Origin of the sequence: Xenorhabdus sp. PB62.4 (genome assembly GCF_014467285.1) — a bacterium.
Lineage (GTDB): Bacteria > Pseudomonadota > Gammaproteobacteria > Enterobacterales > Enterobacteriaceae > Xenorhabdus.
The window spans coordinates 82,182-94,907 of record NZ_NKHR01000006.1; the positions used below are offsets into that span (position 1 = coordinate 82,182).

Here is a 12,726-nt window from a genome sequence, read left to right on the forward strand (position 1 = left end):
ACTTAATGCAATAGTGCTTTTATGAGCCTCATCTTGCTCTACATTGAGGTCAAGAGTGTTTTTCTATCACTAGATCAACACCTTCGTTTAAAAGTTCGTTGAGAGATTGTCTTTCTTACATTCATCCAGAAAAATTGTCAGTGATATCGCGCCTTCTTTCTTCAGTTCATCAACGCTATAAGCGTAGAAATCAGCCCCCCCATTTAAGCCGATAAACTCGCCACGGAACATTTCTATTTCCGGATCGAAAGAGATCACAGCCGTGTGACCATCTATTTTAAGTGTATTATTCATCATGGTTTTATTCCTAAGCTATCCAACCAGATACGAATAGAGTTAACCGCTCCCTTGTCAGTAGTCGGTCTGGGATGTGGCCTGTGAAAAATACGCTTTTCACCGTTCAACAAAACTGCGATCCTAGAACCTTCCCGTTCATGGATCTCTGCGCCTAATGCGGTAAAAGTGCTTCAATATCTTGTATCCCAGACAACGAAATGAAGTTGAGGTAACAACCTGATTCCTTATTCGGATATTCAATTTCCATCGCAAAAAAAAGTATCAAGATATTTTGTCTGCTATAGACTATGGCACAATTTTGATATTAATTTCTACTCATGGGATATGTTTATATGCTGGGAGTTGGTGTGCTACATGAATTAAAAACGCAGTCGTTTTTTATGTGTGGGTGATAGCATGAATATTATTGTTTTATCCTTACTCTTTATTACCGCTGCGTTATTACATGGCATTAGCGGTATCGGCTTTCCGATAGCCAGTACGACCGCATTAAGTTTATTTATGCCATTAAAAGAGGCGGTTGTATTAGCGTTATGGCCAACATTATTGGTTAATATTTTTAGTGTAATATCGGGCGGCAAGATTGGTAATGTCTTATATAAATATGGTGTGTTGGCCTTCTTTTCACTGCTCGGCAGTTTTATTGGTGCGAAACTGTTATTTCTAATTAATCCAGCCTATTTGCAATTATTGCTGAGCGGTGTAATTGCATTTTACATTATTAATAGTACCCATAGCAGTAAGCTGCATTTGCCAGAAAATCCCACTGTTTTATCTCTATTTGGTTTAGCGGCTGGTATTATTGGCGGCGCAACCAATGCGATGTCACCTATCTTAATTATGTGCCTATTGGCAATGAGCAGTGATCGCCATGAAATTGCACGAGCAGCGAATTTGTGTTTTTTACTTGGCAAGATCAGCCAATTAATTGTATTACGCCATGAAGCATTCGCACTGTTTTCCTCGGATTATTTATGGCCGGTAGTGATACTAACTGTGTTATCCCTGCTTTCTCTTTTTATTGGTACTCGCCTGAGATCACAGATTAGCCCACAACATTTTCGCTGGTTGGTACTGATTTTGCTCGGAGTTTTGGCGATAATGTCAGCGATTCAGGCGATACGGGCTTTGGTGTAAGCTTTTATTCAGACGCCACGGAATTGTAGTGGATAAATTGTGGCGTCTGAGGAAGCGGGTATTTTATTTCAGTTTTGCAAAACAACGTGCTGCTGCATCAACAGTACGCTGAATATCTTCATCTGAATGAGCAATGGACATAAACCCTGCTTCAAACGCGGATGGTGCCAGATAAACACCCTCATCCAGCATGAAATGGAAGAACTGCTTGAAGCGTTCTACATTGCACTTCATCACATCCTGATAGCAGGTAACGCTTTCCGCATCGGTAAAGAAAATACCGAACATGCCACCGACGTGATTAACAACCAGAGGAATACCTGCTGCCGATGCGGCATTTTTCAGGCCAGTAGCCAGCTTGTCGGTTAATTCACTCAGACGTTGATGAACACCCGCTTGGGCAACTTCGTTCAGGCAAGCCAAACCCGCAGCCATCGCTATAGGGTTACCAGAAAGGGTTCCCGCCTGATAAACAGGGCCGGTTGGAGCCAATTTTTCCATGATTTCCAGACGACCGCCGAAAGCGCCTACAGGCATACCACCGCCGATGATTTTGCCAAGCGATGTTAAATCCGGCTTAACATTGTAATATTCCTGCGCACCACCCAGAGCAACGCGGAAACCTGTCATGACTTCATCAATGATCAGTAAGGCACCAAATTCATCACACAGATTACGCAGACCTGGCAGGAATTCTGGCAACGGTGGAATACAGTTCATGTTGCCGGCGACAGGTTCAACAATGATACAGGCAATTTCTTCCGGATATTTTTCGAAAGCTTCGCGGACGGAATTCAAATCATTGTAGATGCAGGTCAGGGTATGTTTAGCAAAATCCGCAGGAACACCCGGAGAGTTTGGTTGACCGATAGTCAGGGCACCAGAGCCTGCTTTTACCAACAGGCAGTCAGCGTGACCGTGGTAACAACCTTCAAATTTAATAATCTTATCGCGTTGGGTATAACCGCGAGCCAGACGAATGGCACTCATGGTCGCTTCTGTACCTGAGTTCACCATACGCACCATATCCATGGAAGGCACCAGTTTTGTGACCAATTTTGCCATTTCTACTTCGGCAGCGGTTGGCGCGCCAAAACTCAGGCCACGTTCAGCAGCTTCAATGACGGCATTACGGATGGCAGGATGGTTATGCCCAAGTACCATTGGTCCCCATGACCCGACATAGTCAATATAGGCATTGTTATCGACATCATAAAGGTAGGCACCATCAGCACGTTGAATAAACACAGGCGTACCGCCAACACCGTTAAAAGCACGTACAGGTGAATTGACACCGCCGGGGATCACATGTTTTGCCTGAGAGTAAAGCGTTTCGGACTGGCTCATTAATAAAAGCTCCTGAAAGATAACGGTACAGATATGGGAATGCCATTCTAAAGCACCCCAGTGGGGAAGCCAAATTATCATAATGAAGAGAGGCGTTATTTGAGTTGTTGTGTTCATATGGCAAAACTTGAACGAATCAGTCAGGTATTGGATAATCGCCGTTAACTGATCAGAAAGCATAAAACGACTTTCCGAGAATTTTTACCGGAAAACCGGACTGGAGCAAAAATATGAGCGATGATACTGCACTGCCTTTGCAGTTTACTGATGCCGCAGCCAACAAAGTAAAGGTGCTGGTTGCTGATGAAGATAACCCGAACCTGCGTCTGCGGGTTTATATTACAGGTGGTGGTTGTAGCGGTTTCCAGTATGGTTTCACTTTCGATGACCAAATTAACGAGGGTGATCTCACAATTCAGAAACAAGGGGTTGAACTGGTTATTGACCCAATGAGTCTGCAATATCTGGTAGGCGGTTGTGTGGATTATACGGAAGGGCTGGAAGGTTCCCGATTTGTTGTCACCAACCCAAATGCAAAAACGACCTGTGGTTGCGGCTCTTCTTTCAGTATTTGATTGAGATATTGCTAACTCCTGCAATCATTAGCCTCCTGTTTGGAGGCTATTTTGTAAGGAATTATCGAAGAGTTTATCTGATCAGTTATATTCATAATCAGACTAATTTAACTGCTGACAAAGTTGTTCTGTTGCCAAAATAACCCTCGGCCCCGAACGGCTAAACCAGTCATCATTCAGTGTGATGATTTTAATATTTAATTGCGGCTGCCAAAAATCCGCAACCCGCTGTTTCTGCGCTTCCGTTCCACCCATAACAATCACTTCCGGTTTGCGGGTAAGCACTTGCTCACGATTAACTTGTGGCCACGAAACAGGGCTGTCAGCAAAAATATTTCTGCCGCCGCATACGGAAACTATTTCGCTTTGGATGGTGTGAGCGGATGAGGTAAAAATCGGATTCGTGCCAAATTGTAAAAACACCGGCTTAGGATTTGGGTTGGCATAATCTTGCTTTAATTGGTTGAACTTTTGGCGAATATCCGCAGCCGATTTTTGGGCAATATCGGGATGTGGGCTATAGGCAGCAAGTCGTTCCAGATCAGTTGCAACATCTTCCACTTTTTTCACATCAGAATAAAAAACCGGAATGCCTAAAGCAGCCAGTTGCTCCAAAGGCCGTTGAGGATTGCCTCCCCGCCATGCCAAAATGAGATCGGGTTTCAGGGCGATGATGCGCTCTACATTAATCCCTTGCCAATCAGCAACCTGTTCCAGTTTTTTGGCGGCTTCTGGATAATCTGAGTAAGCACTAACTGCGATAACTTGATCGCCGAGTCCTGCGGCATATGCCAGTTCTGTTGTTGACGGTGCAAGGCTAATGACACGGGAAGCCGCTGCATAAAGTGGAGCACTGAAAACACATAAAAAGCTATATAAAAAACTATATAGAAGAAATGAGAATGCCAACCGAGTAGATCGACAAGAGGCCGTTTTCATTATTTATGCTCCACTCTAAATGATGGATTATTGTGTGCTGAATTCAGTTAACATAGCGTTGATCATCCGCGTAGATTCACGCGCAGCGACAACTAAAAACTCATCAAAGCTGATATGGGATTCTTGATCGGCAACGTCAGAAATAGCGCGAACGACAACAAACGGTATATTGTATTGGTGGCAAACATGACCAATAGCCGCTGCTTCCATCTCAACCGCAGCCACTTTTGGGAAAGTGGCTCGAATGCGTGCTAATGGTTCAGAACCATTGATAAAAGCATCTCCACTGCAAACCAGACCGCGAACTGCATTCAGATCGAGGGATTGAATACATTTTTCCGCCAGAGTGATTAATGACTCGTCAGCAACAAAAGCAGGCGGACATTGCGCCATTTGGCCCGGTTCATAACCAAAGGCGGTAACATCTGCATCGTGATAGCGCACTTCTTCGGAAACGACGATATCACCCACGTTTAATTTGGGATCAAGGCCACCGGCAGAGCCTGTGTTAATCACGATATCCGGCTGGCAATGTTCAATCAATAAAGTCGTTCCCAGTGCGGCAGAAACTTTACCAATACCGGATTTCAGCAAGGCGATATCAACGCCGTTTAACTTGCCGGTATAGATTTCACACCCAGCTCGTGACAGTGTTTGCAGACCTTCAATCTGGTCACGCAATAAAGTCACTTCTTGTTCCATTGCGCCTATTACGCCTACTTTCATTGTGTCATACTCACTTGTTATTAATGGATTGGTCTATATTAAAAGGCCGATTTAACCGGCAAGTGTATCACTGAATAGCTATTTACCGGAGATTCCAATTTTAAATAATCGTTTCATTCGGTATGGGAGGGTTAATGTCTAAGATTGATTTCAAGCAGAAGTTGAATTACCAACGTAAGTTCAGTAAATCTTCCATTCATCCCGATGATGAAGATCAAGTCACTCGCCAATTTGAAAGTGATCGCGGTCGGATCATCAACTCAGCCGCCATTCGGCGATTACAGCAAAAAACGCAGGTATTTCCGCTTGAGCGCAATGCGGCTGTACGCAGTCGATTGACTCACTCGCTTGAGGTTCAGCAAATAGGGCGCTATATCTCAAAAACCATTATTGCAGAGCTGACAAAGCAGGACTTACTGAAAAAATATGGTCTAAGTGATCGCTTACTTGCTTTTGAAAGCCTGGTTGAAATGGCTTGCCTGATGCACGATATTGGGAATCCTCCATTCGGGCATTTTGGAGAAGCGGCGATTAAAGATTGGTTTTCCCGCCGATTGGACCCGGATTATTCACCAAAAATAGAAAACCGTCAGGATAACTGCAAAGTTGCAGCATTGCGTCTGAGCGGTGAAGAAAAGAAAGATCTGTTCCGTCGGCAATTGCGTAAAGATTTATGTCAGTTTGAAGGTAATGCCCAAGCTATTCGTCTGGCGCATAATCTGCTTAGGTTAAATCTCACTTATGCCCAAATTGGCTGTATCTTGAAATATACCTGCCCGGCTTATCGTCTGGAGGAATCGCCTGCTGAATTCAGCTACCTGATGAAGAAAAAAGGCTATTACTGGTCAGAAGACAGTTTTATCCGTGAGTTGAGAAAAGAGCTGCAAATGGGCGATTTCTGCCGTTTTCCGCTGACATACATTATGGAAGCTGCCGACGATATTTCGTATTGCATTGCGGATTTGGATGATGCCGTCGAAAAAGGCATTTTTAATGTTGACCAGTTAGTGGAATATTTGAAAAAAGAGTGGGAAGAAAATGGCGGGCACAGAAAAGGGGATTTATTTGAATCTACTGTAATACAAGCCTATAAGAAAACAACTAACAATGAAGTTCGCCGTAATATTCACGAACAATTTTTTATGTATTTGCGGGTATTTATTACGGGAAAACTGGTTCCTTACACTGCCAGGCTATTTATCGAATATCTGCCGGAAATTTACGCGGGCACATTTAACCACGCTTTGCTGGAAGGGAATGGAGATGAGCACCGTTTACTGAAAACCTTAAAAAATGTCACGCGCAAACACGTCTTCAATCATCCTGAAGTCGAAGAATTAGAATTGCAGGGCTACCGGATTATTAATGGATTATTGGATGTGTATAGCCCCTTATTGGAGCTGTCCCGACAGGATTTCATGGAACTGAATCAGAATAATTTTCATAAAAAATATTTTATTGAAACTCGCCTGTTGCATAAACTTTCAACCAAACATCGTCTGGCTTATGGTGAAGCGGTAGAACATATTGTTGCCACTGATGAAGCAGAAAAAGATGTCCTCGAATTTTATTATCGCGCGCGTCTGATTCAGGACTATATCAGTGGCATGACGGATCATTACGCTTATGAAGAATATCGTAAGTTTATGGTAACGAAATAACGGCATGAGTTTCCCTGAGTACAGTTGCCTCGAATATAGCGGGCGCGACTGAAATGACATGCTCGATCTCATCCATAAACTCCAGTAACTCTGGTTCCAGATCGGTAAGCGCAATATCTTGCTGTAGTTGTTTTTCGACGAGTTCGCAAATCGCTTTCAGTTTAGGCACACCGTTATAGCAGCAACTTCCGTGTAATTGATGGACATTATGCTGAAAGTGTTTGCGGGTTGTCTCTCCATCTGCGGTTAAAGCGTGTTCTATCATGTTTTTCATGTTTGGTAATGATTGCACCAGCATTTCCAGCATCTCTCGTGCCAGTGATTCCTTGCCGGCGGTTTGCTGCAAAGCCATGTTCCAATCAATAGCTGGTGGCTTTTTCTGTTGATCGTATTTTTGGTGATCGTATTTCTGGTAATTGAATTGATTCAGTAATTTTTTCAGGCGATTTTCATCCAAGGGTTTGGAAAGACAATCAATAAAGGGTGCACTGTTTGCTTCATGGCAGGCAAAGGCTGTCACGGCCACAATCGGTGTCTCTTTATGCAGAGGCAATTGGTGGATCAGTTCAGAGGTTTGAATCCCATCCAGATCTGCCATCTGGATATCCATCAAAATAAGATCCAACGGATGTTTTTCCGCTATTTCCAATGCTTCTATGCCATTGCGGCACAGCAAAGTATTTTCAACTTGCTCACTCAACAGAGCACCAATCAATTTCAGGTTAGCAGGATTATCATCCACCGCCATCACCGTCATGGCTAAACGTGGTACGATGGGAGAAACGGGCAGCAGCTCAGGTAATGAACTGAATAAGAATTCTTCCTTTTCCAACCAGATATCAAAATAAAACGTTGTACCTTTGGCGATTTCACTGGTGTAATCAATTTCCCCTTTCATTTCATTCACCAGTCTTTTGGTGATGCTTAAACCCAACCCTGTTCCTCCGTAATGGCGGGTAATGCTGGCATCGGCCTGATTGAAAGCCTGGAACAAAATCGGACGATATTCAGGTTTAATGCCGATACCGGTATCAGTCACGACAAAGTCAATTTGCACGAGATGATGTTGCTGCTGGCGTAATTTAATATCCAGCGTCACACTGCCTTTGTCCGTGAATTTAATCGCATTGCCAATGAGGTTAGTGAGTATTTGCTGTAAGCGAATGGGATCACCAATCATCAGGTTAGGTAAATTCTCATCAATATGATGATGCAGTGGCAGGTTTTTATCACTGGCGGCGGGAGTCAGTAGCTCAATCACTTCATTGACAGTATCTCGCAGCAGGAAAGGCACTTGATCCAGCACCAGTTTGTTGGATTCCAGTCGTGAGAAATCCAGAATGTCATTGATGATTTTCAGTAGGTTGTTGGCTGAACGATCAATGACATAGAGATACTCCATTTGTTGGGAGGTAATGGGCGTTTTCAACATCTGGCGGGTAAAGCCAATAACGCCATTAAGGGGAGTACGCAATTCATGGGACATATTAGCCAGAAATTCCGTTTTGATCCTGACCGCTTCCTGCGCCCGTTTTTTAGCGATGGTCAGTTCAACATTCTGGATTTCTAACTGTTCCATCGTAATTTGCAGATCGGAAGTGGCTTGATCAATGTGGAGCTGCATTTCATCTCTATACTTCGAGAGCGATGCTGCTACGGTATTGATACCATTCTGGAGTGCGGCCAATTCTCCCGGCATGGCACCCGTGACACGACTGTTTAATTGCCCCTGCCGGATGCGATCTACCGCTTGGACCATGCAGTTCAATGGTTGTGTCACTTTACGCACCAGAACATGGGCAAATAGGGCGGTGCCTCCCAGACACAGAATCAACAGAATGATTGAGGTCGCAATTTCCTTGTACTGTTGAAGCTGAGCGGCGCGTAAATCCAAATCAATCGCAATATAGCCAATGGGCAATGTATCGTTGGCAGACGTATCATTGGCAACGTTGTGCCACTGATGAGAAGAGGGCGTTTCTGAGATAATCGGCATCTTCAAAATGATACTATTGCCGTATTCCGTCTTGGATAAAGTGGTTGGAATAGGGGCATCGGGAGCGACTCTCAGAAGGTTGACATCATATTTGTTATTCGAAATATCAAATAATTTATGGTGCTCATCAAAAATCGCAATCGCCCGCACAATTTCCGAGTTCCGGCGATGCAGGCTATTTATCAATGACTTGACTCGCTGGCGATTATCCAAATTGATGCCAACTTCGCTGGCAATAGATAAGGGTTCAATAATACTGATCCCACTGCGGACTATCAGGCTCTTCAACTCGTAATAGCGGTATGAGATAAATGATATACTCACAAGCGTTCCGACCAGTAGAACAGGAACCAATATCAGGCTCATCATACGGGTGCGTAGGCTATATTTGGTCATAGGCGTCCATTGTGGGAAAATCAGAACTCAATTTTTCAAAGTCAGTCAGAATCATGGTGCAATTTTACTCCCCAAATCGTCGTTCCGTAAACCGAGGCATTATTTCCGTTACCGCAGATAATCTTGATGCCCAAGGGCAAGGAATTGCCCGCCATCAGGGAAAAACTATCTTTATTCCGGGGTTATTGCCGGGTGAGCAGGCACAAATCCAACTGACCGAGGAAAAACGCCAGTTTGCCAAAGCCAAAGTGGTCAAGCGCCTGTCAGACAGTCCATATCGCGTAACGCCTCGCTGCCCGCATTTTAAAGTATGTGGCGGGTGCCAACAGCAACACGTTGCCTCTGAACTGCAAGTTAATACCAAGGCCAGTGTGTTGGAGCACCTGATTCAGCGGGAAACAGGGATTAATATCAGTGCGCAGCCCATTATTCACAGTCCGGAATATGGCTATCGGCGCCGTGCCCGTCTTGGCCTGCAATATCACGCTAAGCAGCGTACATTGTTAATGGGATTCCGGCAGAGCCAAACCAACGATTTGGTCAATATCAAACACTGCCCTGTTATGCGCCCTGAACTGGAACGGTTATTGCTACCTTTATCTCAGTGTTTAAACAGCCTGAATGCCGTTAAACGGTTGGGACACGTTGAACTGGTGTTGGCAGATAATGGCCCGCTCATCGTATTACGTCATCTTGATCCATTGAAGCACGAAGATAGGGAAATATTGCGCACTTTTTCTGTGCAATATCATGTGGCAGTTTATATGGCGGGCGATGAAAAATCCCTTGAGCCCTTGATGGAAGCACCTTTGATAGATGCACAATCTGAGCCGTGGTATCAGGTAGCCGGATTAAAACTGGCGTTCAGCCCGCGGGATTTTATTCAGGTTAACGATGAAGTTAACCAACAAATGGTATCACAGGCGTTGGCATGGCTGGATTTGCAGCCAACAGACAGAGTATTGGATCTGTTTTGTGGCATGGGGAACTTTACCCTGCCGATTGCTACTAAAGTACAGGCAGCAGTTGGCGTGGAAGGGGTTGCTGCGCTGGTGGCGAGTGGGCAATATAACGCTCAGCTCAATGAACTTAATAACGTCGATTTTTTTCATGAAAATCTGGAATCGGATATTCAGCAGCAGCCTTGGGCCGTGCAAGGGTTCAATAAAGTGCTGCTGGATCCCGCCCGCGCAGGTGCAGCGGGTGTTATGACACATATCGTAAAACTGGCTCCAGAGAAAGTGGTTTACGTTTCCTGTAACCCCACAACACTGGCACGGGACAGCAAAATTCTGCTGGAAGCTGGTTATCATCTTGTCAGTGTGCGGATGCTGGATATGTTTCCGCACACCGGTCATCTGGAATCCATGGCACTGTTCAGCCGTGAGTCAATGACTATCGAGTAGGGAGAAATTATGGTTGCGGTAAGAAGTGCGCATCTCACACCGGCAGGTGAGTTTGCTGTTGATAAGTGGATCGCGAGTTTAAACATCACTAACCCCCAATCCAGTGAAAAACTGGCACAAACATGGCATTACTGCCACGCAAAAGTTCAGGATCACCCCGATGCGGAGCTGTTACTGTGGCGTGGTGTGGAAATGGTGGAGATCCTGTCCACATTGAGCATGGATAATGACAGTATGCGCGCTGCGCTGCTCTTTCCCATCCTTAATGCCAGGTTACTCGATAGCGAAACAGTGACAGAAACGTTTGGCAAGGCCATTACGAATCTGGTGCATGGTGTTCTGGAAATGGATGCCATTCGCCAACTGAAAGCCACGCATACTGACTCTACCTGTTCAGCACAGGTTGATAATGTTCGCCGGATGTTGCTGGCGATGGTGGAAGATTTCCGCTGTGTCATTATCAAACTGGCTGAGCGAATTGCCCATTTGCGGGAAGTGAAGGATGCCAGCGAAGATGAGCGGGTTCTGGCGGCCAAAGAGTGTTCCAATATCTATGCTCCTCTGGCTAACCGGCTAGGGATTGGGCAGTTAAAATGGGAATTGGAAGATTTCTGCTTCCGTTATCTGCATCCCGATGAATATAAGAAAATAGCCAAGCTGCTGCATGAGCGTCGAATTGATCGTGAACAATATATCGAGAAATTCATTACGATGCTGCGTAAGTATATGTTGAAAGAAGGAATAAGCGGCGAAATTTACGGGCGTCCCAAACATATCTACAGCATTTGGCGCAAAATGCAGAAGAAATCCCTGTCCTTTGATGAGCTGTTTGACGTGCGTGCCGTGCGGATTGTCGTCGATCGTCTACAGGATTGCTATGCCGCATTAGGGATAGTGCATACTCACTATCGTCATTTGCCGGATGAATTTGACGATTACGTTGCTAACCCGAAACCGAACGGTTATCAGTCCATTCATACTGTCGTTTTAGGGCCGGGGGGTAAAACCCTTGAGATCCAGATACGCACCCGCCAGATGCATGACGATGCTGAGCTTGGAGTTGCGGCGCATTGGAAATACAAAGAAGGCACTGCGATTGGGGGTAAATCCGGCAGTTATGAAAGCCGTATTGCGTGGCTGCGTAAGCTGATCGCATGGCAGGAAGAAATGGCGGATACCGGTGAAATGCTGGATGAAGTACGCAGTCAGGTATTTGATGATCGCGTTTATGTCTTTACGCCAAAAGGGGATGTGATTGACTTGCCAATCGGCTCTACACCGTTGGATTTTGCCTATCATATTCACAGTGATGTCGGGCATCGCTGCATTGGGGCAAAAATTGGCGGGCGTATCATACCTTTCAGCTATCAGCTCCAAATGGGTGATCAGATTGAAATCATTACTCAGAAACACCCGAATCCAAGCCGTGATTGGCTGAATCCTAACCTTGGCTATGTGACGACCAGCCGTGGTCGTGCGAAAATTCACAACTGGTTCCGCAAGCAAGATCGCGATAAAAATATCATTGCCGGTCGCCAAATGTTGGACAATGAGTTGACGCATTTGGGTATCACTGTCAAAGAAGCGGAGAAGGAACTGATTGCCCGTTACAACGTGCATTCACTGGAAGAAGTGCTGGCGGGCATTGGTGTCGGTGATATCCGTATCCACCAATTGGTGAATTTCCTGCAAAACAGATTCAATAAAACGACCGCGGAAGAAGAGGATCGCGAGGCGCTTCGCAATCTGGAGAGCAAAACCTATACGCCACGTAATACAACCAGAGATAATGGCCGGGTTGTTGTTGAAGGCGTTGGTAACTTAATGCATCACATTGCCCGTTGCTGCCAGCCTATCCCCGGCGATGAGATCATTGGTTTTATTACTCGCGGGCGTGGTATTTCTATCCATCGTGCTGATTGTGATCAGCTAGCAGAATTGGAAGCCAGTTCACCAGAACGGATCGTTGATGCGGTGTGGGGAGAAAGTTATTCCAGTGGCTACTCCCTTGTGGTGCGGGTACTTGCCAATGATCGCAGTGGATTATTACGTGATATCACAACCATCCTTGCCAATGAAAAAGTCAATGTGCTAGGGGTCAGCAGCCGTAGTGATGTTAAGCAACAGCTTGCTACCATTGATATGAACATTGAGATTTATAACCTACAGGTGCTTGGGCGGGTATTGGCAAAACTCAATCAATTGCCTGATGTGATTGAAGCCAGACGTTTGCACGGTAATTGATT

10 protein-coding genes and 1 pseudogene are annotated in these 12,726 nt (G+C 45.2%); 5 read left to right on the forward strand and 6 right to left on the reverse strand.

Features of this window, described 5'->3' with window-relative positions:
- Nucleotides 1–87 precede the first annotated feature (87 nt).
- Nucleotides 88–297, reverse strand: coding sequence for a type II toxin-antitoxin system HicB family antitoxin (locus tag Xenpb_RS07610; RefSeq protein ID WP_255523070.1), 210 nt, complete (start codon nucleotides 295–297; stop codon nucleotides 88–90).
- Nucleotides 294–455, reverse strand: a pseudogene (locus Xenpb_RS07615) (type II toxin-antitoxin system HicA family toxin); the annotation flags it as partial. The gene Xenpb_RS07610 and the pseudogene Xenpb_RS07615, both read right to left, overlap by 4 nt.
- A 238-nt stretch (nucleotides 456–693) precedes the next feature.
- Here Xenpb_RS07615 and Xenpb_RS07620 point away from each other — a divergent pair.
- Complete coding sequence (locus Xenpb_RS07620) at nucleotides 694–1,434, forward strand: sulfite exporter TauE/SafE family protein (protein WP_187653774.1); 741 nt, start codon at nucleotides 694–696, stop codon at nucleotides 1,432–1,434.
- A 63-nt stretch (nucleotides 1,435–1,497) separates the two neighbouring features.
- Here the strand turns inward: Xenpb_RS07620 and hemL are convergent, their stop codons facing one another.
- A complete protein-coding gene (hemL, locus tag Xenpb_RS07625; RefSeq protein ID WP_187653775.1) occupies nucleotides 1,498–2,781 on the reverse strand; it encodes a glutamate-1-semialdehyde 2,1-aminomutase in 1,284 nt (427 codons plus the stop codon).
- A gap of 230 nt (nucleotides 2,782–3,011) precedes the next feature.
- On the opposite strand from hemL, the gene erpA reads away from it, so the two are divergent.
- Nucleotides 3,012–3,356 carry an iron-sulfur cluster insertion protein ErpA gene (erpA, locus tag Xenpb_RS07630; protein ID WP_099113416.1) on the forward strand — a complete coding sequence of 115 codons (345 nt, stop codon included), beginning with the start codon at nucleotides 3,012–3,014 and terminating at the stop codon, nucleotides 3,354–3,356.
- Between the two features lie 102 nt (nucleotides 3,357–3,458).
- Here erpA and btuF read toward each other — a convergent pair whose 3' ends face one another.
- Nucleotides 3,459–4,295, reverse strand: a complete 837-nt coding sequence (gene btuF, locus Xenpb_RS07635; RefSeq protein WP_187653776.1) for a vitamin B12 ABC transporter substrate-binding protein BtuF — start codon at nucleotides 4,293–4,295, stop codon at nucleotides 3,459–3,461.
- 27 nt (nucleotides 4,296–4,322) lie between these two features.
- Nucleotides 4,323–5,021 (reverse strand): 5'-methylthioadenosine/S-adenosylhomocysteine nucleosidase, encoded by a 699-nt coding sequence (gene mtnN, locus Xenpb_RS07640; RefSeq protein ID WP_187653777.1) that lies wholly within the window; start codon nucleotides 5,019–5,021, stop codon nucleotides 4,323–4,325.
- A gap of 134 nt (nucleotides 5,022–5,155) precedes the next feature.
- Between mtnN and dgt the strand changes: the two genes are divergently transcribed.
- Complete coding sequence (gene dgt / locus Xenpb_RS07645) at nucleotides 5,156–6,682, forward strand: dGTPase (RefSeq protein ID WP_187653778.1); 1,527 nt, start codon at nucleotides 5,156–5,158, stop codon at nucleotides 6,680–6,682.
- Here dgt and Xenpb_RS07650 read toward each other — a convergent pair.
- Nucleotides 6,666–9,074 (reverse strand): ATP-binding protein, encoded by a 2,409-nt coding sequence (locus Xenpb_RS07650; RefSeq protein ID WP_187653779.1) that lies wholly within the window; start codon nucleotides 9,072–9,074, stop codon nucleotides 6,666–6,668. The genes dgt and Xenpb_RS07650 overlap by 17 nt on opposite strands.
- A 53-nt stretch (nucleotides 9,075–9,127) precedes the next feature.
- On the opposite strand from Xenpb_RS07650, the gene rlmD reads away from it, so the two are divergent.
- Together rlmD and relA are read left to right on the forward strand one after the other, a co-directional pair.
- The gene (gene rlmD, locus Xenpb_RS07655) at nucleotides 9,128–10,480 is read left to right on the forward strand and encodes a 23S rRNA (uracil(1939)-C(5))-methyltransferase RlmD (protein WP_187653871.1); all 1,353 of its coding nucleotides are present in this window, start codon (nucleotides 9,128–9,130) and stop codon (nucleotides 10,478–10,480) included.
- Between the two features lie 9 nt (nucleotides 10,481–10,489).
- The gene (gene relA / locus Xenpb_RS07660) at nucleotides 10,490–12,724 is read left to right on the forward strand and encodes a GTP diphosphokinase (protein WP_187653780.1); all 2,235 of its coding nucleotides are present in this window, start codon (nucleotides 10,490–10,492) and stop codon (nucleotides 12,722–12,724) included.
- Nucleotides 12,725–12,726 lie beyond the last annotated feature (2 nt).